Here is a 22,350-nt window from a genome sequence, read left to right as displayed (position 1 = left end):
CGACACTGCCACTCGGATGTGAGCAGGGTCATAACGGTCGACGCGGGACCCGTCCGGGGCGCGGCCAGTAGCGGGCCACCACCCGCCCCCGCACGTCGGCCACCCCGTACGCGCGGGAGTCGTCGGTGACCAGGTCGTTGTCCCCGCGCAGCCACCAGCCGCCGTCCTGTGCCCGGACCGCCCGTTTCACCACCAGCAGCTCGGGACGGGTACGGAAGACCGCGACCACCACGTCACCGGGGCGGATCGGACGACCGTGCGGGCGGACCAGCACCGCGTCGCCGTGCCGCAGCGTCGGCGCCATGGACGGGCCGGTCACCAGGATGGCGGTCAGCGGCCCGCGCAGCCGGGGAGCCCCCGCCGGGTGATCGGCCCGCACTGGTTTCACCTCCACCCGCTTCGGGGAGCATTCCCAGGAGTAATGTCGCCTTTGATCATCGCAAACTTCCCATGGAGGATCCCGATGCGACTTCCACGCATCCTTGCGCCCCGCGTCTCCGCGAGCGCTCACTGCGACCTGCCGTGCGGCGTCTACGACCCGGCCCAGGCCCGGATCGAGGCCGAGTCGGTCAAAATGATCTGCGAGAAGTACCAGGCGAACACCGACCCGGAGTTCCGCACCCGGGCGGTCATCATCAAGGAGCAGCGCGCCGAGCTGGTCAAGCACCACCTGTGGGTGCTCTGGACCGACTACTTCAAGGCCCCGCACTTCGAGAAGTACCCGAACCTGCACACCCTGTTCAACGAGGCCACCAAGCTCGCCGGCGCCGGTGGCGTCAAGGGCAGCCTCGACCCGGCCACCGCCGACAAGCTGCTCGCGAAGATCGATGAGATCTCGAAGATCTTCTGGGAGACCAAGAAGGCGTGACCGCACCCGTCACCCCGACGATCCGGCCGGCACGTCCCGAGGATGTGCCGGCCGTCGTCGCCATGGTTCACGAGCTGGCGGAGTACGAACGCGCCCCGGACCAGTGCCACCTCACCACCGAACAGTTGACCTCGGCCCTGTTCACGACTACTCCAGGTCGCGGCGTGGCGTCAGACGCGCCGAGCTGGAGTGGTGGTGCGACCGCACCGGCGCTCTTCGGCCACGTCGCGGTCGACGAGCACGACCAGCCGATCGGCTTCGCGCTGTGGTTCCTCAACTTCTCCACCTGGGCCGGCGTGCACGGCGTCTACCTGGAGGACCTCTACGTCCGACCGGCCGCCCGGGGCACCGGTGCGGGCCGGCTGCTGCTCGCCACCCTAGCCGACATCTGCGTACGACGCGGCTACCGGCGGCTGGAGTGGTGGATGATCAACTGGAACCCGGCCGCCGGGTTCTACGCCTCCATCGGCGCGGAGCAGATGAGCGAGTGGGTCCCCTACCGGCTCAGCGGCGACGCACTGCGTGACCTCGCCAGCCAGGCCACCGCCGCTGGCACGCGCCCGGGCGACTGACCGGGTAGAGTCCCCGACCGGGGGGATGAGGCGTGACTCAACTGACCGGCCAGCCAGCGACCGACGACGACGTGGTGCACCTCACGGTGCCCGCCGACGGCGGCTACCTCGGCGTGCTCCGTACCGCCACCGCCGGTCTCGCGGCCCGGTTGCAGTTCGCGCTCGACGAGATCGAGGATCTGCGGATCGCGGTCGACGAGGCGTGCGCCATGCTGCTCGCCATCGCCACCCGCGACGCCGAGCTGGAGTGCCGGTTCTCGGTCACCGAGGACGCGCTGACCGTCGAGGTCACCGTGCCGACCGTGCGCGGCGCCACCCTGCCCGCCGAGTCGTCCTTCGCCTGGAAGGTGCTCACCGCGCTGACCACGTCGGCGTCCACCACGGCCGCCGACGGCCGGGCGACGATCTCGCTGTTGACCCGCCGCTCCGGCGGCTATTGACCCACCCGTTCACCCCGTCGGGCGCGGAGCCCGGTCACTCGAAACCGAGCGCCCGGGTCGTCGGGGGGCTCACCAACAGCCAGCTGACGCCCAGGCCCAGTGCCATCAGCGGCACGCCGAGCCAGCCCAGCCCGGCCTGGATCATGAACCACCCGATCGGCAGCAGCATCAGCTGAAGCACGATCGCGGGGGCGCGCGCGCCGGCCTGACGGCGCAGCAGCGCGCGGCCCAGTGCCCAGAGCACGACCGCCGCCCCGACGGCGAACGCGGTCACCAGCAGGGCTGACAGCAGATCGCGGGTGGCGGCGGTGAGATCGGCCCAGACCAGCCAGGCGGCGATCAGCCCGACGGCGACCGCCTCCGCCCACAGCAGCCGCACCGCCCAGCGGAGCGTGACGGGAATCGGGGCCGAGTCGATGGTCACGCGCGCCACGATACCCGGGCTACCGGAAGGTACAGTGCCGCCCATGCGGGCCGTCCTGGTGGTCAATCCGAAGGCCACCACCACCAGCGAACGCAGCCGGGACGTGCTTGTCCGGGCGCTGCGCAGCGAAGTCGACCTCAGCGTGCGCTACACCCGCCGGCGTGGGCACGCCATGGCGCTGGCCCGGGAGGCCGCCGCGGAGGGGGTCGACCTGGTCGTCACCCTGGGTGGCGACGGCACCGTCAACGAGGTGGTGAACGGCCTGATGACGGCCGAGCCGCCCGCCGGCGCCGATGGCGCCACGCTGGCCGAGCGGCTGCCCGCGCTGGCGACCGTTCCGGGTGGCTCGACCAACGTGTTCGCCCGCGCGCTGGGCCTTCCCCGGGAGTGGCCGGAGGGGACCAGCATGATCCTCGAAGGGCTGCGTCTCGGTCGACACCGGACGATCGGGCTGGGGCGCGCGGACGATCGCTACTTCACCTTCTGCGCCGGGTTCGGCCTGGACGCCGCCGTGATCCACCGGGTGGAGCAGGCACGTCGTCGGGGGCGCGTCTCCACTCCGGGTCTCTACCTGCGCTCGATCATGAACCAGTACTTCCTCGCCTCGGACCGACGGCACCCGGCGATCAGGTTGGAGCGTCCCGGTGAGCCCGCGGAAGGCGAGCTGGCGACCGTCATCATCCAGAACACCGCGCCGTGGACGTACCTGGGCGATCGGGAGATCAACCCGAACCCGGAGGCGTCGTTCGACCTCGGGCTGGACGTGCTGGCGTTGCGTCAGCTCCGGGTGGCCAGCACAACACGGACGGTGACGCAGTTCCTGTCCCGGCGGCCGGATCCACGCGGCCGGCAGGTGTTACGACTCCATGACACGGCGGAGTTCACGCTGGTCTCCAACCGCCCACAGGCGTTCCAGCTGGACGGCGACTACCTCGGCGAGCGGGAGAAAGTCAGATTCACATCCGTTCCCGCCGCACTGAGAGTAATCTGCTAGGTCTCGGGTACTGCCCTAGGTCGACGCGGCCGCCACAACTGCATCGACACGGTCGCCGCCACACCGAGGGGCAGGTGCCGGAAATGTCAGCAATGTCACGTGGACTGTACTATATTGATCCTCGGCTGTGGCACGGCGGGTAACCAGGAAGGCACTGGAACCCGGACAAATGGGTTGTGGGCTTGCTCACCGCCCGGAGTTTTTCCGAGCGTCACCCTTGACATCGCGAATGTTCGTGAAAGTATTCACAAGCGAACTTGAGTTACCGGGACATTGCCTGGATATGCTCGTCAGGTTGAGCTGTTCCAGCAGGTCCCCCGGGGCTAACCGCCTGCTCACGCACTGCCGAATGGACCGACGCGAACTGTCACCATCGGCTTTGCGGATGCATATAGGAAAAGCACTACAAGCAATAATTGCCACCCCATCCAGAATGAGGAGTGTTGCCGCCATGGACTGGCGTCACCATGCTGTCTGCCGCGACGAGGACCCGGAGCTGTTCTTCCCTATCGGGACGTCCGGACCGGCTCTCCTGCAGGTCGAGCAGGCCAAGGCCGTCTGCAGGCGCTGCTCCGTGACCGACCAGTGCCTGCAGTGGGCGCTCGAGTCGGGTCAGGACGCCGGCGTCTGGGGCGGAATGAGCGAGGAGGAGCGGCGCGCTGTCAAACGTCGCGGCGGCCTCCGGGTCCTGCGCGCTCACTCCGCCTGATCCCACGACACAGCTGTACGCCCCGGCGGGTCCGCCCGCCGGGGCGTTCCGCTTTCCTACCCCGCTGATCATTCGCAAGCCGGCGACCTCGGTCACACCGCCGGCGCCAGGACTCGACCGGACCACTCGTCGACCCGCCGCAGCACCAGCTCGACCAGCTCCGGGGCGTCGGTCAACGGGTCGGCCACCGCCACCGCGCCGGCCGCCCGGGCCGCCTCGGCCACCGCGTCGTGAAAGAGGCCCGGCGCCAGGAAGTACCCGGCGACCGCCACCCGGCGAGCGCCGGCCGCCCGTAGCCGGGCCACCGCGACACCGGTCTCCGGCGGAGCCGCCGAGGCGTACGACACCCGGCAGGGCACCCCGAACTCCGCGCCGAGCGCGTCCGCCACCAGGCCCACCGAGCCACGCGCCCGCGTGTCCCGGGTGCCCGCCGCTGCCAGCACCAGCGCGTCGAAGCGGCCCGTCCACGACTCGCCGAGCCGGCGTCGCAGCCCGGCCAGCAGAGCCCGGTCCACCGTGCCGTCCGCCGGACCGAGCACGTCGGTCACCCGTACCTCCAGGGGAGGCCCGGCCCGCGCCGCGGCGGCGACGGCCGCCGGGATGTCGACCCGACGGTGGTACGCGGCGGTCAGCAGCAGCGGCACCAGCACCGCCCGGCGGTGGCCGGCCGCCGCCAACCCGCGCAGCACCTCGGTCGGCCCCGGCTCGGTGTGGTCCAGCCAGCTCGTCCACACCGGGGTGTCCGGACGGGCGGCCGACACCGCCCGGCCCAGCGCCCGGGTGGCCTCGGCCGCTCGGGGATCACGGCTGCCGTGCGCGACCAGCACCACCGGATCCGCCCCGCCGGCCACACGCAGGCCGGTCGGGGTCGTCGACGGGGAGGTCAGACGTGCAGTCCGCACTCGGACTTCTCGAACATGGCCCACCGGCCGGCCCGCGCGTCCTCGCCGGCCTTGGTCCGACGGGTGCACGGCCAGCAGCCGATCGAGCCGTAGCCCTGCTTGAACAGCTCGTTGACCGGCACGTTCCAGCGGGCGATGTAGGCGTCCACGTCGCCCTGCGACCAGGCCGCGATCGGGTTGACCTTGACCTTGCCCCGCCGCCCGTCGAAGGTCACCACCGGCGTGTTGGCCCGGGTCGGCGACTCGTCCCGGCGCAGGCCCGCGGCCCAGGCGTCGTACCCGGTCAGCGCCCGCTCCAGCGGCTCCACCTTGCGCAGCTGGCAGCAGTCGTCCGGTGACTTGTTGAACAGCCGGGGACCGTACTGGCCGTCCTGCTGACCGACGGTGAGCCGAGGGCGGATCGACCGGACGTTCACCGGCAGCGTCCGCGCCACCTCGTCCCGCACCCGGAGGGTCTCCGGGAAATGGAGGCCGGTGTCGAGGAAGACCACGTCCACCCCCGGGGCGACCCGGGACACCAGGTGGGCCAGCACGGCGTCGGCCATCGAGCTGGTGACGCAGAACCGGTCGCCGAAGGTCTGCGCCGCCCAACGGGCGATCTCCAGCGCCGGGGCGCCCTCCAGCTCCCGACCCGCCTGCTCGGCCAGCGCCCGCAGCTCGTCAGGGCTGCGCCGGGTCGGATCGGCCGGGGTCGGACCGCCCGGACCGACCAGGCCGAGGCCGGCGGCGGAGACGAGGCTCACCGGTTCACCGCCCGGGAGAGCAGCCCGGTGAACTTCACCGAGAAGACCCGGGCGCAGGCGTGGCACTCCCAGGCGCCGTGCCCCGCCTCGTGCGGCCGTAGATCCTCCTCGCCGCAGTACGGGCAGTACAGGGGTGCCGCTCGGTTCTCGCTGCTCATCGCAGTTCCTCCTCGTCGACTCTGATCACCCAGTTGGCGAACGTCTCGCCCTCGCTCCGGCCGGCCAGGTAGCGCAGGGCCAGTCGTTCCACGTACTCCGGAAGCTCCTCGGCGGTGGTCTTCAGGCCGCGCAGCTTGCGCCCGAAACCGGCGGTCTGCCCCTGCGCCATGCCCAGGCCGCCACCCAGGTGCACCTGGAAGCCCTCGACGTGCCGACCGTCCGGGCCGACCACCAGCTGGCCCTTGAGTCCGATGTCGGCCACCTGGGTGCGCGCGCAAGCGTTCGGGCAGCCGTTGATGTGGATCGAGATGTCGGCATCGAAGTCGCGCAGCCGCTGCTCCAGCCGGGCCACCAGCTCCTCGCCGCGGGCCTTCGTCTCGACGATGGCGAGCTTGCAGTACTCGATGCCGGTGCACGCCATGGTGCCGCGCCGCCAGGCCGACGGCCGGGCCTCCAGGCCGATCGCGCGCAGCGCGTCGACCAACGACTCGGTCCGCTCCGACGGCACGTCGAGCACCAGCAGCTTCTGGTACGGGGTGAGCCGCACCCGGTCACTGCCGTGCGCCTCGACCACGTCGGCCAGCTGGGCGAGCTGCGCGCCGGAGACCCGCCCGACGACCGGGGCGGCGCCGACGTAGTGCCGCCCGTCGGCCTGCTCGTGCACCCCAACGTGGTCGATCGGCTTCGCCGGCAGGTCCGGCGCCGGGCCGTCGAGCAGCGTCCGGCCGAGGTAGTCCTGCTCCAGGACCTCGCGGAAACGCTCGATGCCCCAGTCGGCCACCAGGAACTTCAACCGGGCGCGGTTACGCAGCCGCCGGTAGCCGTAGTCGCGGAAGATCCCGACCACGCCGGCCCACACGTCGGGGATCTCGGCCATCGGCACCCAGACGCCGAGTCGCTGGGCCAGCATCGGGTTAGTGGAGAGGCCGCCACCGACCCAGACGTCGAAGCCGGGGCCGTGTTCGGGGTGGTCGACGCCGAGGAAGGCGATGTCGTTCGACTCGTACGGGGTGTCCACCAGCCAGGAGATCGACGTCTTGAACTTGCGGGGCAGGTTGGAGAACTGCTTGTCCCCGACGTACCGGGCGACGATCTCGTCGAGCGCCGGCGTGGGGTCGAGCAGCTCGTCGCGGGCCACCCCGGCGACCGGGCTGCCCAGCACGATCCGGGGGCAGTCGCCGCACGCCTCGGTGGTCTGCAGGCCGACCGACTCCAGTCGGCGCCAGATCTCCGGCATGTCCTCGACCCGGATCCAGTGGTACTGGATGTTCTGCCGGTCGGTGATGTCGGCGGTGTCCCGGGCGAACTCCCGGGAGATGTCCGCGATGACCCGCAGCTGGGCCAGGCTGAGCTGGCCGCCGTCGATGCGGACCCGGAGCATGAAGAACTCGTCCTCCAGCTCGTGCGGCTCCAGCACCGCGGTGCGCCCACCGTCGATGCCGGCCCTGCGCTGGGTGTAGAGGCCCCACCAGCGGAACCGGCCGCGCAGGTCCTGCGGGTCGATGGAGGCGAAGCCGCCGTGCGCGTAGATGGTCTCGATCCGGGCCCGGACGTTGAGCGGGTCGTCGTCCTTCTTGATCCGCTCGTTGGGGTTGAGCGGCTCGCGGTGGCCGAGCGCCCACTGACCCTCACCCCGCGGCCGGCGCGTCACCGTCCGGGCAGGGCGGGCCGTCGGGTCCTCGGAACGGGCCGGGATGCTGCTGACCGCCATCGCGGCGTCCTCCGTTGTCTGCTGTGCCTCGGGGCGGGCGCGGGGCGCGGCGGCCGGCCCGTCGAGAGCGGGCGGGACAACGGTGTCTGAGACAGCCGGCGCGGAGCGCGCCCGAGACAGATGGGTCGGGCGTCGTCAGTTGGCCGGACAGATCGCGCTGCGCACGCGGCCGTAATCAACGTGGCGACGAGCCACGAAGCGGCGGACGACAGCGGCGGTCATGGGCTCATGCTGCCACACCGCATGGGGGCCGGCCAATGAGCGCGTGCCGGATCCCACATCACGGGCCGGGCCAGCCGTGACAGGCTCGGACGGTGGGCATATTGTCCGAAAAGTCGCCCGAGGCGGTGCGAGGTCGGCTGCACCGCGTCCCGGTCTGGCTTCCTCCGGCGGTGCTGACCCTGGCGGTCACCGGCGCTGGGCTGGGCTCGGCCCAGCTCTGGCGCGACGAGCTGGCCACCTGGAGCGCCGCCACCCGGTCGCCCGGCGACCTGGTCCGGCTGGCCGGCACCATCGACGCCGCCACCGGCCCGTACTACCTGTTGCTGCACGGCTGGCTCGCGATCGTCGGCGACTCCACGGTGGCCCTGCGCGCGCCGGCCGCGCTGGCGATGACCGTCGCCGCCGGGCTGCTCGCCGTGCTCGGCGCGCAGCTTGCCGACCGGCGTACCGGTCTGTTCGCCGGGCTGCTCTTCGCGCTGCTCCCCGGCACCTCCCGCTACGGGCAGGAGGCCCGCCCGTACGCCCTGGCCACCGCGCTCGCGGTCCTTGCCACCCTGCTGCTGGTGAGTGCGTTGCGTCGGCCCGGCTGGGCCCGCTGGGGCGGTTACGCCGCCGCGGTGGCCGCGCTCGGGCTCACCCATCTGATCGCCCTCACCCTGCTCGCCGCACACGCGCTGGTCGTGCTGGTCACCTGGTGGCGGGGCTCCGCCGTAGCCGGGGTGGCCGAGTCGGACGGGACCGGCGAGGTGGGGCGGCCGGATCGGCGGGTGTGGCGGTGGGTGGTCGCGGTGGTGCCGGCCGCGCTGCTGGTGAGCCCGCTGCTGCTGAAGGCCGGCACACAGCGTTCCCGACAGTTGGACTGGGTTGCGTCGGCCCGCCTGGACGACCTGAGCGCGCTGCCCGGTGGCGTGGCCCAGAGCTCCGTGGTGGGCGGGCTGCTGGTGGGGATCGCCGCGCTTGGTGCGGCCCGCCTCGGCCGACGGGCCCTGCTGCCGGTGAGCGCGGTGCTGCTGCCCGTCCTGCTGCTCTTCGCCGCCGGGACGGTCGTGCCGCTGTGGGTACCCCGGTATCTGGTCTTCGTGGTGCCGTTCGCCTGCCTGCTGGCCGGCGCGGCGCTGGCCGGGGTGAGCGCGCCGGCCGCGCTGGCCGTGGTGGTCCTCGCCGGGCTGCTCGGCCTGCCCGACCAGGCGGCGCTGCGGCGGACCCACGAGTGGCCGCGCAGCGCGCCGGTGGACTACGCGGGTGCCGCCCGGGTGATCGCCGACGGGCAGCGGCCCGGGGACGCGGTGGTCTATTCGCCCCGGGACAGTTGGCTCTTCCTGGATCTGGGCGTCGAGTACCACCTGGGGAACCCGCCGCGGGACGTGCTGGTCGCCGAGGACGAGGTTCGTCGGGGCGATCTGTGGGCCGCGGAGTGCCCGCGACCGGCGCGGTGCCTGGCCGGCACGCCACGGGTCTGGCTGGTCGTCGCCGGGCGGCATGCCGAACCGTTGGCCACCGTGCCGGGCGCCAAGGGTGACGCGTTGCGCGCGGACTTCACCATCGCGCGTGTCTGGCAGCGCCCCGGCCTGACCGTCGCCCTGCTGACCAGCCGCCCCGGCCGCTGACCTGTCCGGCAGACGGGGCGGACCCGCCCGGGTGCGGAAAACCCAAGGCCGGCGGGGGTCGGGTCGGCAGGTGGGTCAGGGTTGCGAGCGGCCGTCGGGCGCGCTGCGGGCCAGCGGTACGACGAGCACCGCCTCGGTGCCGCCGTTGGCGCCGGCGCGCAGCGCGATGGTGCCGCGCAGCTCCCCGGTGACCAGGGCCCGGACGATCTGGAGGCCCAGCCGGCTGCCGCTCTCGGCATCGAAGTCGGGTGGCAGCCCGCGTCCGTTGTCCGCCACGGAGACGTGCAGCATCTTGCGGAACCGGTGCGCCGAGACGACAACCTCGGGCCGCCCGGCCGGGTCGGTCCCGGGTACGACGGCGGGCACCACGTCGGCCGGCGCGGACGGGACGAGAGCGTCGTCCGCTTCGTCAGCGGGCGGGAAGCCGTGCTCGACGGCGTTGAGCAGCAACTCGTTGAGGACCATCACCAGCGAGGTGGCGATCTCCGCGGGCAGCACGCCGAAGCTGCCCCGCCGGCGCATGCCGACGCTCACCTCGGTCGCCGCGACCTCGGTCGCCGCGCTCGCCACCCGGTCGACGATGCCGTCGAACTCGACCGCCTCGTCGCTGGACATGGAGAGCGTCTCGTGCACCAGGGCGATCGAGGCGACCCGGCGAACCGACTCCTCCAGGGCGACCCGGGCCTCCGGCATGGCGACCCGGCGGGCCTGCAACCGCAGCAGCGCGGCCACCGTCTGGAGGTTGTTCTTCACCCGGTGGTGGATCTCCCGGATGGTGGCGTCCTTGGTGATCAGTGCCCGGTCCCGGCGGCGGACCTCGGTGATGTCCCGGACCAGGACCAGCGCGCCGATCGGCACCCCGGCGGGCATCAGTGGCAGCGCCCGGGTGAGCATCGTGGCGCCCCGCGCGTCGATCTCCCGGCGGGGCGGCGCCTCGCCGCGCAGCGCGGCCAGGATCCCGTTCGCCGCCTCGGTGCCGTCCAGCGGATCGCCGGCCAGCCGGCGGTGCAGCGCGGCCAGATCCTCCCCCACCAGGTGGGAGGCGTAGCCCAACCGGCGGTACGCGGACTGCGCGTTCGGGCTGGCGTAGGTGACCTTGCCGCCGGCGTCGAGCCGCACCAGGCCGTCCCCGACCCGCGGGGCGGAAGTGGTCTCGCCCGGGTGCCGGGGCGGCGGGAAGGTGCCGTCCGCGATCATCTGGGCCAGGTCGTCGGCCGTGGTCAGGTAGTTGAGCTCCAGCTGGCTGGGGGTACGCGCGGTGGAGAGGTTGGTGTCCCGGCCCACCACCGCGATCACCTCGCCGGCCTCCCCCTCGGCGGTGCGCAGCCGGACCGGGATCGCCTCGTGCCGGGCCGGTACGTCGCCGTACCAGACCGGGTCGCCCTCCCTCCAGATCCGGCCCTGGGAGTAGGCCACGCCCAGGTGGGCCACCTCCGGCCCGCCGACGATCCGCCCCACCTGGTCATCCTGGTACGCGGTGGGCGCGGTCGTCGGGCGGACCTGGGCGACGCAGAGGAAGGTGCCGTCCGTGTCGACCGGCACCCAGAGCAGCAGATCGGCGAAGGACAGGTCGGAGAGCAGTTGCCAGTCGCCGGCGATCCGGTGCAGGTGGTCGATGTCGGCCGGACGGAGACGGGTGTGCTCCTCGGCGAGGTCGCGCAGCGTGGACACGATGACCAGCGTGCCACGCCGCGACTCACATCGTCGCGGTGACCTTCTTCAGCCCGCGCGGCGCGTCCGGATCCTCGCCCCGGGTCAGCGCCAACGCCATCGCCAGGCGCTGCAACGGCAGGATGTCCAGCAGCGGGGCGTACCGCTCGTCGACATCGGGGACGGCGAGCCGCGTGGCGCCCGGCACGTCGGCGGAGCCGACCACCACCACGTCGGCGCGGCGCTCGCCGAGGCGGGGCAGCACCTCGCCCATCGACCGTCCGCCCGGGCCCGAGCCGACCACGGCGAGCACCGGAACCTCCGGGTCGGTCATCGCGAGCGGACCGTGCAGCAGGTCGGCGCCGGAGAAGGCGAGAGCCGGCAGGTACGAGGTCTCCATCAGCTTGAGGGCGGCCTCCCGCGCGGTCGGGTAGGCGTACCCGCGCCCGGTGGTGACCAGCTGGCGGGCGAAGCGGTAGCGCGGAGCGAGCTGCGCCGGGGTGTCGTCGGCGAGGGTGCGGGCGGCCAGCTCGGGCAGCGCGTCGAGCGCCTCCCGCTCGGCCGCCGGGAGCACGCCGTCGCCGGCACGGATCCCCTCGATGAGCATCAACAGGGCGAGCAGCTCGGCGGTGTACGTCTTGGTGGCGGCCACCGCCCGCTCGTGCCCGGCCGCGATGTCGACGCTCAGCTCGGCCACCTCCACCAGCGGGGAGTCCGGGGCGTTGGTCACCGCGAGGGTCAGCGCGCCGGAGGCCCGCGCGGCGCGCAGCACCTCGGCCAGGTCGGGCGAGCCGCCGCTCTGGCTGACCCCGACGACCAGCGCGTCGGACAGGTCGGGGCGGGCGCCGAACAGGGTGACCGCGCTGGGCGAGGCGAGCCCGGCGGGCAGCCCGAGCCGGATCTCGGCCAGGTACGCCCCGTAGAGGGCCGCGTGGTCGGAGGTGCCCCGGGCGGTGAAGACCACGTGCCGTGGCCGACGCTCGGCGACGGCAGCCGCCACCCGGGCGATCTCCCCGGCGTTGGCGGTGGAGAGCAGGCGCGCGTAGCCGGCCGGCTGCTCCTCGATGTCGGCGGCCATCCCGGCCCCTGCACGCGTCACGGACGCTCCCCTCTTGCGCGGTTCCCGCGCGTTTCCTGCTCAGTCTTGCACCTTTCAAACTATCCGAGCAATCGAACGAGCAGCACTGCGCAGTTGATCACCGAATGATCTCAATATCAACTAGGCTTGTCCCGCTCCAACCGGTGTCGCTGCGACGAGAGGACGATGTGCCCGAGGGAAGGGACGACCCCGCGCTCTCCGCGACGGAGGAGCTGGCCCTGGCCCGGCTGGCACTGGACGAGGGCGACCTCCACCACGCCGCCGGCCACCTCGCCGGCGCGCTGGCCCGGGCGCCGACCCTGCCGGAGGTGCACGAGACGTTGGCCCGGCTGGCCGCGGTCAGCGGGGGCGGGCTCGACCTCTTCCCGATCAACCACCACACCTTCGTCGGCGCGGTCGTCGCCCGCGCCCACCTGCTGGCCGCCGCCGGCCGACCGGCCGAGGGGCTGGACCTGCTGGCTGCGGCCACCGGGTACGCGCCCGGCACGGAGTGGGCCGGCGTGCCATGGGTGATCGCACCCGAACTGGCCGAGCGACTGGACCCGGAGCACATCGCCCGGATCCTCATGCAGGTCTGTGCCGCGTTGCCCGACCCGGTGCCGCGCGTCGGCCGGGGCGCGCTCGCGCCGTACCTCGCGCTGGCCCGCAACGCGGTCACCGTCCGCCCCGAGCACGGGCTGCTGCTGGGCGCGGGGTCCGCGCTGGCCAGGCGGCTCGGCGAGGTCACGCTGGCGATCCGCTGGGCCACCCGCGGCGTACGGTCCCAGCCCTCGAAGATGGGCGAGGTCTGGCTCGGGTACGCGTACCGCAGCGGCGGCCGCACCCGTGAGGCCCTCGCGGCGCTCGGCCGGGCCGTCGCGCTGGACCCCGACGACCTGGCCATCTACGCCGACATCGCCGGCACCCTGGCCGAGACCGGCCGGCTGGACGAGGCGCTGGAGTGGACCGAGCGGGCGCTCGCTCGGGACCCGTCGTTCGACTGCGCAGTGCACACCGCCCACCGCCTGCGGCACCTGCGCGACGGCGACCTCGCCCACCTGGTCGCGCTCGCCGACTTCGTCCGTGACCACCCGGACGACAGCCACGAGCACGGCGATCTGGCCCAGTGCTGCCGGGGTCGGCCGTGGCTCGGCCAGTTGACGCCGGCCGGCGGCCCGCTGGTCGACGCTCTGCGCCAGGCGGTGGCCGACGACGACAATGGTCTCGGGACTGCCGTACGCCTGCCGGCGGCGGCCCCGCCGAGCGCCGTGCGGACGGCCACGGCGGCGGCACCCGGGCTGCGGATCGAGGTCGCCGGCGCGGTGGAGCCGGACCCACGAGAACCGCGACGGGCCACCACCCGACGCCTGTGGCACTACGCGGACACCCTCCCGACGCCCGCGCTGCCGGCGCCCTCGGCGGCGGCGGTCGAGCGGATCGGGCAGGTCGCCCATCCGGCGTGGCCGCACCCGCCGGCGGCCTACGACGCGGCGGTGGGCCTGGCCGGCCTGGACCTGGCCGACCTGCTCGGGCTGCTGGTGCATCCGCCGGCGGCGCCGGCCAACGCGCTGGGCCGGCTCCTGGCCGCCCAGGACCCGTCGGTCTGGGTGCGCGGCGTGCAGGTGTGGGCCTGCCTGGGGCTGCTGCACCACCGCACCGACGAGCCGTGGGACGACTCGACCCGGCGCCGGGTACTGCTGGACCTGGTCTGGGGCGTGGAGGACTGGATCACCGAGGCGGCACTGTTCGCCCTGGTCACCGCTGCCTGGGTGGACCCGGGGGTGCGATCGGACGTGGCCCAGGTGGTGGCCGAGCGGCTGGCCGACGCGGCAGCGGTGGCCCGGGCCCGGCCGGTCCCGATCGCCGTCTCACTGGCCCACCTGGCGCTGGCCGCTCCGGCACTGGACCCGGCCACCGCCGCGCTCGCCATCGAGTTGCTCGGCGACCCGCCGCCGCCCCGACTTCCGCGCCCCCGCAATCCACTTCGCCGCCTCTGGCGACGCCTCACCACACCCCGACGTCGTCGCTGACCCTGGAGAAACGGCCGCGCCGCGCCGTCCCCGGTGGGGCCAGCGCGGCGCGGGAGTTCCGGGTCAGGCGACCGGGGCCTTGCCGAGAGCGATCTCGGCCTCCTCCTCCGGGGTGGCCTGCGCCGGCGCCTCGTTCGCGGTGCGCAGCGGGATCTCCTTGATGAACCAGGCGAGCACCGGGATCACGACGGTGAACAGCACCGCCCAGAGGAAGACGTGCGAGATCGCGTCGGCGAGACCGCCGAGCACCAGTTCGCGCGCCTGGGCGGGCAGTTCCTTGAGCTTCGCCAGGTCCATCCCGCCGCCCTCGCCACCGAAGGCGCCGCCCGCGCTGGAGCCGGCCAGCCGGCTGGCGAAGATCGCGCCGAACAGGGAGATGCCGAACGAGCCGCCGATCGACCGGAAGAAGGTGGCCGCGCCGCTGGCCGCGCCGAGGTCCTTCTGCTCCACGCTGTTCTGCGCGATCAGCATGGACGTCTGCATGAGGAAGCCCATGCCAGCGCCCAGCACGACCATGTACAGCGAGGACTGCAGCTTGCTCGTGTCGGTGTCGAGCATGGTCAGCAGCGCCATACCCGTGGCCATCACCACGCCACCGACGATCGGGTACACCCGGTACCTGCCGGTCTTCGTGATCGCCCGCCCGATGACCAGCGAGACGACCAGCATGCCGAACATCAGCGGCAGCAGCAGCAGGCCGCTGTTGGTGGCCGAGGCGCCCTGCACGGTCTGCTGGTAGAGCGGCAGGAAGTTCATCGCGCCGAACATCGCGAAACCGAGCAGGAAGCCGATCAGCGAGATCAGTGCGAAGTTGCGGTTGGCAAAGAGGGACAGCGGGAGGATCGGCTCGGCGACACGGCGCTCGACCAAGCCGAACGCCACCAGCGCGAGCACGGACAGTACGGCCAGGCCGAGGATCTGCGGGGACGACCAGTCGTACTCGTTGCCGCCCCAGGTGGTGATCAGCACGATCGCGGTGATGCCGACGGAGAGCAGCCCGGCGCCGAGCCAGTCGATCCGGTGCTCGGTGCGGTACTTCGGCAGGTGCATGGTGGTGATCAGCAGCAGCAGCGCGACGCCGCCCAGCGGCAGGTTCACGTAGAACGCCCAGCGCCACGAGAGGTGGTCGGTGATGAAGCCGCCGACCAGCGGGCCGGCCACCATGGCGATGGCCATGATCCCGGCGATCATGCCCTGGTAGCGCCCGCGCTCGCGGGGCGGGACCAGGTCACCGATGATCGCCATCACGCCGACCATGAGGCCGCCGGCGCCCAGACCCTGCACGGCCCGGAAGGCGATGAGCTGCACCATGCCGTCCTGGGGACCGCCCAGCATTCCGGAGCCGGCCATGCCGCAGAGCGCGGAGCCGAGCAGGAAGATGCCGACCGAGGTCAGGAAGACGGACTTGCGCCCGTAGAGGTCACCGAGCTTGCCCCAGATGGGGGTGGAGACGGTGGTGCCGAGGACGTACGCGGTGACCACCCACGTGAAGTGGTTGAGGCCGCCGAACTCGCCCACGATGCGCGGCAGCGCGGTGCTGACGATCATGTTGTCGAGCATTGCGAGCATCATCGCGATCATCAGCCCGAACAGCACGACCCGTACGTTGGGTCGCGCGCCGGCCTGGGTTGCCTGAGTCATGGGTAAGCTCCCCCCGAGGATTGCGTACTTACTTGCCGCCCGGCTAGTCACCTTACTAGCCGCACGGTAAGTTGGGCGGCAAGTGACGGTCAAGCCAATTGGAGGGCGTGGGTGAGGGAGAGCACAGGCGGCACCCGCGAGCGGATCAAGGCCGTCGCGCTGGAGCTCTTCACCGAGCAGGGGTACGAGAAGACCTCGCTACGCGAGATCGCCGAGCGCCTCAACGTCACCAAGGCGGCGCTCTACTACCACTTCAAGAGCAAGGACGACATCGTCGCCAGCTTCGTCGAGGACCGGCTGGAGCGGATGGACGAGCTGACCGCCTGGGCCGAGTCGCAGCCGGCGACCCTGGCCACCCGGCGCGCGCTGATCTCCCGGTACGCCGACACAATGTTCGCCGGCGACCAGCCCTCGGTGATGCGCTTCTTCGAGCAGAACCAGACCGTGCTCAAGAGCCTCGCCTCCGGCCAGCAGATGCGCGGCCGGATGATGCAGTTGGCCAACGCGCTCTGCCGGGGCGACGACTCCCCCGTCGCCCAGCTGCGCGCCGTGCTGTCGCTGTTCGCCGTGCACAGCAGCTGGTTCGCCGTCCGGGCGCCGCACATCACCGACGACGAGCGCCGCCGGATCGCCCTGGAGGTGGCCGACGAGCTGCTGGCCGCCATCGGCGCGCAGCCCGACGAGAGTGGGACCCCGGCCGCCTCGGGCAGCTCGCAGGACTGACCGGCCGGCGGCTCAGCCCCGGGGCAGCTCCAGCCGCAGGCCGAGCAGGTCCACGCCCGGCGCCGGCGCCCAGTCCTTCTCCGGGCAGCGAACGAAGCCGAGCCGCTCGTACAGCCGGTGCGCCGAGACGGCCATCCCCGCACGGACGCAGATCACCACGGCCGCGCAGCCCAGCTCGGCCGCGCGGTCGACGCACGCCTGGGCCAGCGCCGCGCCAACGCCCCGGCCCTGCGCGGCCGGGTCGACCGCGAGCATCCGGAACTCCGCCTCACCCGGGCCGGACAGCTCGGCGAACGGGGTGCCCGACAGCACGAAGGTGACCGAGCCGAGCACCGCCCCGGTCGCCTCGTCCACCGCCACCAGCACCTCACCGCTGGTGGCCCGGGTCGACACGTCGGCCAGCACCGCGCCGTACCCGTGCTCGCCCTTGAGCTGGCCGTCCGCCTCGTACGCGGCCACGGTCAGCTGAGCCACCGCCGGAAAGTCGCCCGGGTCGGCGCGCCGGACCAGCAGGCCGCTCAATCGATCACCGCGATGAGGTCGCCGTCCTGCACGACATCGCCCTCGTTGACGGCGAGCTGCTTGACCACACCGTCGGACTCGGCGATGACCGGGATCTCCATCTTCATCGACTCCAGGATCACCAGGGTGTCGCCCTCGGACACGGTGTCGCCGGTCGACGCGACGACCTTCCAGACGTTCGCCACCATCTCGGCGCGGATCTCCTCGGCCATGTCCAGGCCCTCCCTTTTCCCGATGTGCCTGCCGACGTATCCAATCATGCGGCGACCGACGGTGGGCCCGGAGCGGCGGCCCGGGTGCCGCGACCGCCCCGCCGGAAGGCGTCGGGTGCCGGCCGCACTACCATCAGCGGGTCGGACCCGACGCCGGGCGGCCGGTGGGTACACCGGCGCCGAGGCCGCGCGCAGGGCGGATCCGACCCATCACGAGGAGGTCAGCATGGCGAAGAAGTCCCGGAAGAAGAAGGCACGGAAGAAGAACGCCGCAAACCACGGCAAGCGTCCCAACTCCTGAACGCGCCGACGGGCCGACGGCCCGTCACCGGTCAGACCAACCCGGCGGACGCCGGGTACGCCGGTGGCCCGGGTCGAGATCGACCCGGGCCACCGGTTTCGTTCGTCGGGCCGACGCTCAGTCGGCGAGTTCGCGGGAGTCGCTGGTCTCGAAGACCACCAGCTCGGTGAGCTTGACCCGGAGCCGCTCGCGCAGCTCGTCCGGCGCGGTCTCGTTGCCGCAGCAACGCGCCACCAGCGCCCGCACCTCCTGCTCGAGCCCGTACTCGCGCAGGCACGGCCCGCACTCGTCCAGGTGGTGCCGGATCAGCGTGCGCCGCTCGTCGGCGCACTCCAGATCCAGGTAGAGGTAGACCTCCGCGAGCACCTCACGGCAGTCCGTCTCGTGCGGCTCCCCACAGCTCACGTCACACCTCCCGGCCGGCAGCGGCAGCGGTCGAACCCTTCGAGGAACGGGCCGCGCTGAAGCCTCGCTCCCCGGCGTACTGCTCGAGCAGCTTGCGCAGATTACGACGGCCCCGGTGCAGGCGCGACATCACCGTGCCGATCGGCGTACCCATGATGTCGGCGACCTCCTTGTAGGAGAAGCCCTCGACGTCGGTGAGGTAGACGGCGAGCCGGAACTCCTCCGGCAACTGCTGGAGGGCCTCCTTGACGTCGCTGTCCGGCAGCCGGTCCAGGGCCTCGGTCTCCGCCGAGCGCAGCCCACTGGAGGTGTGCGACTCGGCCTCGGCCAGCTGCCAGTCGGTGATCTCCTCGGTGGGCGCCTGGATCGGCTGGCGCTGCCGCTTGCGGTAGGAGTTGATGTAGGTGTTGGTCAGGATCCGGTAGAGCCAGGCCTTCAGGTTGGTGCCCTGCTCGAACTGGTGGAAGGCGGCGTACGCCTTCAGGTAGGTCTCCTGGACCAGATCCTCGGCATCCGCCGGGTTACGCGTCATCCGTAGCCCAGCAGCGTAGAGCTGATCGACGAATGGCATCGCGTCCCGCTCGAAACGGGCCCTGCGCTCGTCCGTCTTCTCGGTGGTCAACCGCACATCCCCTCGCGTCGGATGCTTTCCCGCCGAGGATACGCGCACGGACCTGCCCACAGATTCACTTCCGGCCGGTGTGCCCGTGCTCACCGCACCCGCCCCGCCCGGTCCCGCCGTCGCGGGCCAGTCCGGGCCATCCAGCAGCTGCTTCAGCTGCCGGGCGTCCCGCTCGTCCCGTTCCCGGCTCCGTGTTTCGGTCGGCACCGGCCACCCCCTCGCAGAAAAGTCGTCCGCGGGTAGTAACGCGAGAAGACGGGTGGGGCATTCCGGCCGGCCCTCCCGTTCCTGGCCCCGGCCCCGGCGACGGCCGGCGCTGGGACCAGGAAGGGCCTGGGAGGATTTGGCCCCGCCCGCCCGAATCCGGTAGGCGGCGCCACCGGATGCAACGACCCGCGCCCGGCACCGGACACGGTTCGCCCGGCCGACCGGGTCAGCCGGCCGCCCAGCCCTGGGCGCGGAGCCAGTCCCGCACCGCGGCCGCCGTACCGGCCGGATCCTTGCGCAGGTCGTGCGTCTCCCCCGGCCGGGTCACCACCTGCACGGCCGGCCCCGGCTCCGGCACCCCGAACGGATCCCGGTCGCCGTTGACCACCAGCGTCGGCAGCCCGGTGGCCAGCTCGGCGGCCCGGGAGCGCTCCGGTCGCCCGGGCGGGTGCAGCGGAAAGGCCAGCGCGACGACGCCGGCCGCACCCACCGCGCGGGCCGTCCGACAGGCCACCCGAGCGCCGCTGGAGCGACCGCCGACGAGCAGCGTCGGGACGTTGGGCTGCCGGTCGCGCAACGCGGCGAGCACCGCCGTCCAGGCGTCGTCGAGGTGCCCGGCGGGAGCCGGCGCGCGGCGGCCGGCGACCCGGTAGGGCTGGGTCACCCGCACCACCGCCAGACCGAGCTCGACGGCCGCGTCACGCACCGCGAGCAGGTCGGGGGCGTCCACGCTGCCGCCCGCACCGTGCCCGAGCACCAGCAGGGCGGCGGCCGGCCCGATCGGCAGGTCGGTGTCGATCCGCGCCGGACCGCGCGTGGTCCCGATCTCGTCGCTGGGCAGCACGGACCCATTCTGCGCCGCCCCGTCCGGCGCCCGGGACGGGACCGGTGGTCAGCTCAGCGGGACCAGGGTGAGCAGACGGTCCCGCACCGGCGGGCCCGCCTCGTCCACGGCGTCCGGATCCGGTTCGACCTGGCCACGCCAGGCCACCAGCATCGCCCGCCGCTCGCGGGGCGTCGTGGCGCCCCACACGCCGTGACAGTCACCCACCTCCAGCGCCCAGGCCAGACAGGACCCCTGGACGTCGCAACTGCGGCACAGCGCGACGGCGGCGTCCGCCGGCTCGTTCGGCGCCGGAAAGAACGTTTCCGGATCGACGCTCTGGCATGTCCCTCTGGTGCGCCAGGCGTCATCCTGTCGGCGTTCCCGCAAGGCCCGCAGCAGTCGCGGATCTCGCCGCGCCGCGGCCACCTCGTGCGGACGGGGCATACGCGCCCGTGTCATTCACCCACCTCCCCCGTGGGACCGGCAAGATCGGTGGATGTCGTCCGCCCCGTGCGAATCGACACCCACTACCGGCGCTGTGTTCTATCGCACTTACGGACGCCGAGACAAGGGCCTGCCGGGAAGATGACTGAACGGCCAGGCGACGAATCACGCGCAACCCCAGCAAATCGGCGCCCGACGATGCGCACGAGCCTCAGAACAGGGTCAGCTCCTGCGCAGCCGTCGTCGGTGCCAGCGGCACCCGGGCGATCAACTGCGGCCCGTCGTTGCGGACGTCACCCACTGCCGGCCCGACCGGACGGATCTCCAACCGGGCCAGCTGGTCGGTCGCCGGCGGGGCGAGCAACCCGTCCGGCTCCCCGGTCGGCGCCAGCCACGACGACCACCGCTCGGGCGGCAGCAGCACCGGCATCCGGTCGTGCACCTCGGCCAGCTCACCGAGCGCCGCGGTGGTCAGCACGCTGAAGGTGAGCCGGGATTCGGCCCCGGACTCCCAGATCGACCAGATCCCGGCCAGGGCGAGCACCGAGCCGTCGGTGGGGGTCATGTAATACGCCTGCCGCCCCCCGTCGGGTTGGCGGACCCACTCGTACCAGCCGTCGGCCGGGACCAGGCAGCGGCGACGGGCGAACGCCCCGGCGTACGCCCGGCTGGTGGCGACCGTCTCCGCCCGCGCGTTGATCATGCGGGCCGCGCCGGCGGCCGATCGCGACCAGTGCGGCAGGAGGCCCCAGCGGCCGACGCAGAGACTGCGGTGCCCCTCGGGGGTGACCCGGACCAGCGGCACCGGGTCGGTCGGCGCGACGTTGTGGTCCGGCCGGATCCGGCCGTCGGTGTCGTCGGACGACTCGAACAGCGCGCTCAGCTCGCCGGAGCTCCGGGTCGTCGCGTACCTGCCGCACATGGGCACACGCTAACCCGTCGACGGCCCGCCGGCTGTCCCGCCAACCGGGAGCAGGACCGCCGGTCACCGCCGCCCACCGGCCGACACGGCAGAATGTAACCGTGGGGAACCTGACAGCAACCCGGCCGCCGCAGCCGTGGACCGCACCGACCGCCTCCGATCCGGTGGCGGCCACGCTGCGCCTGCCCGGGTCCAAGTCGATGACCGCGCGCGCCCTGGTGCTCAGCGCGCTGGCCGCCGGCCCGTCGACACTGGCCGGGCCGCTTCGCGCCCGGGACACCGAGCTGATGGCGGCCGGCCTACGGGCGATGGGCGCGCACGTGTCGATCAGCGACGACGAGCGCTGGCTGGTCCGGCCGCACCCGCTGGTCGGCCCGGCCCACGTGGACGTGGGGCTGGCCGGCACGGTGATGCGGTTCGTGCCGCCGGTGGCGGGGCTGGCCGACGGCCGGATCACCTTCGACGGTGACCCGCAGGCCCGCATCCGGCCACTCGGCCCGCTGATCGGCGCGCTGCGCTCGCTGGGTGTCCGGATCGACATCACCGGTGCGGGCAGCCTGCCGCTGACCGTGCTCGGCGCCGGCCGGATCACCGGCGGCGAGGTGGTGATCGACGCCTCCGCCTCCAGCCAACTGGTCTCCGGGCTGCTGCTGGCCGCCCCGCGCTTCGACCGGGGTGTCGTGGTGCGGCACGTCGGCCCGCCGGTGCCGTCCGCCCCGCACCTGCGGATGACGGTGCAGATGCTGCGCGCCGCCGGCGCGGCCGTCGACGACACCACCCCCGACGTGTGGACCGTTGAGCCCGGCCCGCTCGCCGGTCGCGGCTGGGAGATCGAGCCGGACCTCTCCGGCGCGGTGCCGTTCTTCGCCGCCGCGCTGGTCACCGGCGGCGAGGTCACCCTCCAGGGCTGGCCGCGTAGCAGCGCGCAGCCGGTCGAGCAGCTACGCTCGCTGCTGCACCGGATGGGCGGCGAGGTGACCCTCTCCACCACCGGGCTGACCGTCCGGGGCTCCGGCGTGGTGCACGGCCTCACCGCCGACCTCTCCGACGTGAGCGAGCTGACCCCGGCGCTGACCGCGCTGGCCATGCTGGCCGACTCGCCGTCGTCCTTCACCGGCATCGGGCACATCCGCGGCCACGAGACCGACCGGCTGACCGCGCTGGCCCGGGAGTTCGCCGCACTCGGCGCCGACGTCACCGAGGCGCCCGACGGGCTGGAGATCCGGCCCCGGCCGCTGCGCGGCGGCGTGTTCCACACCTACCACGACCACCGGATGGCACACGCCGCCGCGGTGGCCGGGCTCGCCGTGCCGGGCATCGAGGTGGACGACGTCGGGTGTACCTCCAAGACCATGCCCGAGTTCCCGGCACTATGGTCAGCGATGGTGACCGGCAAGAGCTGACGCGAGAAGAGGA

The 22,350-nt window shown here is 72.9% G+C and carries 25 protein-coding genes and 1 pseudogene; 10 read left to right on the top strand and 16 right to left on the bottom strand.

Going from position 1 to position 22,350, the window contains the following annotated elements; all coding sequences use genetic code 11:
• Positions 1-28: 28 nt before the first annotated feature.
• Positions 29-379 carry a S24/S26 family peptidase gene (locus ACWD6N_RS01930; RefSeq protein WP_387325964.1) on the bottom strand — a complete coding sequence of 117 codons (351 nt, stop codon included), beginning with the start codon at positions 377-379 and terminating at the stop codon, positions 29-31.
• Between the two features lie 84 nt (positions 380-463).
• On the opposite strand from ACWD6N_RS01930, the gene sodN reads away from it, so the two are divergent.
• From sodN to ACWD6N_RS01915, 3 genes are read left to right on the top strand one after another with little or no spacing between them, the layout of a single operon-like run.
• Entirely contained in the window at positions 464-868 is a 405-nt protein-coding gene (gene sodN / locus ACWD6N_RS01925) for a superoxide dismutase, Ni (protein ID WP_387325961.1), read from the top strand.
• Entirely contained in the window at positions 865-1,440 is a 576-nt protein-coding gene (locus ACWD6N_RS01920; protein WP_387325958.1) for a GNAT family N-acetyltransferase, read from the top strand. The genes sodN and ACWD6N_RS01920 overlap by 4 nt, the downstream gene beginning before the upstream one ends.
• A 32-nt stretch (positions 1,441-1,472) precedes the next feature.
• The gene (locus tag ACWD6N_RS01915) at positions 1,473-1,880 is read left to right on the top strand and encodes an ATP-binding protein (protein WP_354963763.1); all 408 of its coding nucleotides are present in this window, start codon (positions 1,473-1,475) and stop codon (positions 1,878-1,880) included.
• A 34-nt stretch (positions 1,881-1,914) separates the two neighbouring features.
• On the opposite strand, the gene ACWD6N_RS01910 is transcribed toward ACWD6N_RS01915, so the two are convergent.
• Positions 1,915-2,304: a hypothetical protein gene (locus ACWD6N_RS01910; RefSeq protein ID WP_387325955.1), complete on the bottom strand. Its 390-nt coding sequence runs from the start codon at positions 2,302-2,304 to the stop codon at positions 1,915-1,917.
• Positions 2,305-2,347: 43 nt separating this feature from the next.
• On the opposite strand from ACWD6N_RS01910, the gene ACWD6N_RS01905 reads away from it, so the two are divergent.
• Positions 2,348-3,298, top strand: coding sequence for a diacylglycerol/lipid kinase family protein (locus ACWD6N_RS01905; RefSeq protein WP_387325952.1), 951 nt, complete (start codon positions 2,348-2,350; stop codon positions 3,296-3,298).
• A 451-nt stretch (positions 3,299-3,749) separates the two neighbouring features.
• Entirely contained in the window at positions 3,750-4,007 is a 258-nt protein-coding gene (locus ACWD6N_RS01900) for a WhiB family transcriptional regulator (RefSeq protein WP_007072794.1), read from the top strand.
• A 92-nt stretch (positions 4,008-4,099) separates the two neighbouring features.
• Here ACWD6N_RS01900 and ACWD6N_RS01895 read toward each other — a convergent pair whose 3' ends face one another.
• From ACWD6N_RS01895 to ACWD6N_RS01880, 4 genes are read right to left on the bottom strand one after another with little or no spacing between them, the layout of a single operon-like run.
• Positions 4,100-4,909 (bottom strand): sirohydrochlorin chelatase, encoded by an 810-nt coding sequence (locus tag ACWD6N_RS01895; protein WP_387325949.1) that lies wholly within the window; start codon positions 4,907-4,909, stop codon positions 4,100-4,102.
• Positions 4,891-5,652 (bottom strand): phosphoadenylyl-sulfate reductase, encoded by a 762-nt coding sequence (locus tag ACWD6N_RS01890; protein WP_387325946.1) that lies wholly within the window; start codon positions 5,650-5,652, stop codon positions 4,891-4,893. Before ACWD6N_RS01890 ends, ACWD6N_RS01895 begins: the two co-directional genes overlap by 19 nt.
• Positions 5,649-5,810: a hypothetical protein gene (locus ACWD6N_RS01885; protein ID WP_172899052.1), complete on the bottom strand. Its 162-nt coding sequence runs from the start codon at positions 5,808-5,810 to the stop codon at positions 5,649-5,651. The genes ACWD6N_RS01890 and ACWD6N_RS01885 overlap by 4 nt, the downstream gene beginning before the upstream one ends.
• Positions 5,807-7,522, bottom strand: a complete 1,716-nt coding sequence (locus ACWD6N_RS01880) for a nitrite/sulfite reductase (RefSeq protein WP_387325942.1) — start codon at positions 7,520-7,522, stop codon at positions 5,807-5,809. Before ACWD6N_RS01880 ends, ACWD6N_RS01885 begins: the two co-directional genes overlap by 4 nt.
• 314 nt (positions 7,523-7,836) lie before the next feature.
• Here ACWD6N_RS01880 and ACWD6N_RS01875 point away from each other — a divergent pair, with 314 nt between their 5' ends.
• The gene (locus ACWD6N_RS01875; RefSeq protein WP_387325939.1) at positions 7,837-9,351 is read left to right on the top strand and encodes a glycosyltransferase family 39 protein; all 1,515 of its coding nucleotides are present in this window, start codon (positions 7,837-7,839) and stop codon (positions 9,349-9,351) included.
• Between the two features lie 75 nt (positions 9,352-9,426).
• Here the strand turns inward: ACWD6N_RS01875 and ACWD6N_RS01870 are convergent, their stop codons facing one another.
• Both ACWD6N_RS01870 and ACWD6N_RS01865 read right to left on the bottom strand, forming a co-directional pair.
• Positions 9,427-11,022: a histidine kinase N-terminal domain-containing protein gene (locus ACWD6N_RS01870; RefSeq protein ID WP_387325936.1), complete on the bottom strand. Its 1,596-nt coding sequence runs from the start codon at positions 11,020-11,022 to the stop codon at positions 9,427-9,429.
• A gap of 25 nt (positions 11,023-11,047) precedes the next feature.
• On the bottom strand, positions 11,048-12,079 hold the full coding sequence (locus tag ACWD6N_RS01865; RefSeq protein ID WP_354964005.1) for an SIS domain-containing protein: 1,032 nt from the start codon (positions 12,077-12,079) through the stop codon (positions 11,048-11,050).
• Positions 12,080-12,267: 188 nt separating this feature from the next.
• Between ACWD6N_RS01865 and ACWD6N_RS01860 the strand changes: the two genes are divergently transcribed.
• Positions 12,268-14,109, top strand: a complete 1,842-nt coding sequence (locus tag ACWD6N_RS01860; protein ID WP_387326211.1) for a tetratricopeptide repeat protein — start codon at positions 12,268-12,270, stop codon at positions 14,107-14,109.
• Between the two features lie 63 nt (positions 14,110-14,172).
• Here the strand turns inward: ACWD6N_RS01860 and ACWD6N_RS01855 are convergent, their stop codons facing one another.
• A complete protein-coding gene (locus ACWD6N_RS01855) occupies positions 14,173-15,750 on the bottom strand; it encodes an MDR family MFS transporter (RefSeq protein ID WP_354963756.1) in 1,578 nt (525 codons plus the stop codon).
• A 111-nt stretch (positions 15,751-15,861) separates the two neighbouring features.
• Between ACWD6N_RS01855 and ACWD6N_RS01850 the strand changes: the two are divergent.
• Positions 15,862-16,510: pseudogene (locus tag ACWD6N_RS01850) on the top strand (TetR/AcrR family transcriptional regulator); the annotation flags it as partial.
• Here the strand turns inward: ACWD6N_RS01850 and ACWD6N_RS01845 are convergent.
• Together ACWD6N_RS01845 and ACWD6N_RS01840 are read right to left on the bottom strand one after the other, a co-directional pair.
• Positions 16,486-16,995 carry a GNAT family N-acetyltransferase gene (locus tag ACWD6N_RS01845; protein ID WP_387326208.1) on the bottom strand — a complete coding sequence of 170 codons (510 nt, stop codon included), beginning with the start codon at positions 16,993-16,995 and terminating at the stop codon, positions 16,486-16,488. The pseudogene ACWD6N_RS01850 and the gene ACWD6N_RS01845 sit on opposite strands and share 25 nt — an antisense overlap.
• Positions 16,992-17,213, bottom strand: a complete 222-nt coding sequence (locus ACWD6N_RS01840; protein WP_172899197.1) for a biotin/lipoyl-binding carrier protein — start codon at positions 17,211-17,213, stop codon at positions 16,992-16,994. The genes ACWD6N_RS01845 and ACWD6N_RS01840 overlap by 4 nt, the downstream gene beginning before the upstream one ends.
• On the opposite strand from ACWD6N_RS01840, the gene ACWD6N_RS01835 reads away from it, so the two are divergent.
• Positions 17,206-17,508: a 50S ribosomal protein bL37 gene (locus tag ACWD6N_RS01835; protein ID WP_387325933.1), complete on the top strand. Its 303-nt coding sequence runs from the start codon at positions 17,206-17,208 to the stop codon at positions 17,506-17,508. The two genes, ACWD6N_RS01840 and ACWD6N_RS01835, sit on opposite strands and share 8 nt — an antisense overlap.
• A 117-nt stretch (positions 17,509-17,625) precedes the next feature.
• Here the strand turns inward: ACWD6N_RS01835 and rsrA are convergent, their stop codons facing one another.
• The 5 genes from rsrA to ACWD6N_RS01810 form a co-directional block, all read right to left on the bottom strand.
• Positions 17,626-17,913: a mycothiol system anti-sigma-R factor gene (gene rsrA / locus ACWD6N_RS01830; protein ID WP_089019138.1), complete on the bottom strand. Its 288-nt coding sequence runs from the start codon at positions 17,911-17,913 to the stop codon at positions 17,626-17,628.
• Between the two features lies 1 nt (position 17,914).
• Positions 17,915-18,742 carry a sigma-70 family RNA polymerase sigma factor gene (locus ACWD6N_RS01825; RefSeq protein WP_354963753.1) on the bottom strand — a complete coding sequence of 276 codons (828 nt, stop codon included), beginning with the start codon at positions 18,740-18,742 and terminating at the stop codon, positions 17,915-17,917.
• 226 nt (positions 18,743-18,968) lie between these two features.
• The gene (locus ACWD6N_RS01820) at positions 18,969-19,586 is read right to left on the bottom strand and encodes an alpha/beta hydrolase family protein (RefSeq protein WP_354963752.1); all 618 of its coding nucleotides are present in this window, start codon (positions 19,584-19,586) and stop codon (positions 18,969-18,971) included.
• 48 nt (positions 19,587-19,634) lie between these two features.
• On the bottom strand, positions 19,635-20,027 hold the full coding sequence (locus ACWD6N_RS01815) for a WhiB family transcriptional regulator (RefSeq protein WP_354963751.1): 393 nt from the start codon (positions 20,025-20,027) through the stop codon (positions 19,635-19,637).
• A gap of 196 nt (positions 20,028-20,223) precedes the next feature.
• Positions 20,224-20,934 carry an SOS response-associated peptidase gene (locus ACWD6N_RS01810; RefSeq protein ID WP_354963750.1) on the bottom strand — a complete coding sequence of 237 codons (711 nt, stop codon included), beginning with the start codon at positions 20,932-20,934 and terminating at the stop codon, positions 20,224-20,226.
• Between the two features lie 101 nt (positions 20,935-21,035).
• On the opposite strand from ACWD6N_RS01810, the gene aroA reads away from it, so the two are divergent.
• Positions 21,036-22,337 (top strand): 3-phosphoshikimate 1-carboxyvinyltransferase, encoded by a 1,302-nt coding sequence (aroA, locus tag ACWD6N_RS01805; protein ID WP_354963749.1) that lies wholly within the window; start codon positions 21,036-21,038, stop codon positions 22,335-22,337.
• Positions 22,338-22,350 lie beyond the last annotated feature (13 nt).

This window comes from Micromonospora sp. NPDC005163, assembly GCF_053599835.1.
This window is presented reverse-complemented; position numbering and strand designations above follow the sequence as displayed.

Bases quoted from the DNA above. Each gene is read 5' to 3' on its own strand.
- sodN (WP_387325961.1), top strand. From the start codon at position 464: ATGCGACTTCCACGCATCCTTGCGCCCCGCGTCTCCGCGAGCGCTCAC.
- ACWD6N_RS01905 (WP_387325952.1), top strand. From the start codon at position 2,348: ATGCGGGCCGTCCTGGTGGTCAATCCGAAGGCCACCACCACCAGCGAA.
- ACWD6N_RS01900 (WP_007072794.1), top strand. From the start codon at position 3,750: ATGGACTGGCGTCACCATGCTGTCTGCCGCGACGAGGACCCGGAGCTG.
- ACWD6N_RS01885 (WP_172899052.1), bottom strand. From the start codon at position 5,810: ATGAGCAGCGAGAACCGAGCGGCACCCCTGTACTGCCCGTACTGCGGC.
- ACWD6N_RS01880 (WP_387325942.1), bottom strand. From the start codon at position 7,522: ATGGCGGTCAGCAGCATCCCGGCCCGTTCCGAGGACCCGACGGCCCGC.
- ACWD6N_RS01865 (WP_354964005.1), bottom strand. From the start codon at position 12,079: ATGGCCGCCGACATCGAGGAGCAGCCGGCCGGCTACGCGCGCCTGCTC.
- ACWD6N_RS01855 (WP_354963756.1), bottom strand. From the start codon at position 15,750: ATGACTCAGGCAACCCAGGCCGGCGCGCGACCCAACGTACGGGTCGTG.
- ACWD6N_RS01835 (WP_387325933.1), top strand. From the start codon at position 17,206: ATGTCCAGGCCCTCCCTTTTCCCGATGTGCCTGCCGACGTATCCAATC.
- ACWD6N_RS01815 (WP_354963751.1), bottom strand. From the start codon at position 20,027: ATGACACGGGCGCGTATGCCCCGTCCGCACGAGGTGGCCGCGGCGCGG.
- ACWD6N_RS01810 (WP_354963750.1), bottom strand. From the start codon at position 20,934: ATGTGCGGCAGGTACGCGACGACCCGGAGCTCCGGCGAGCTGAGCGCG.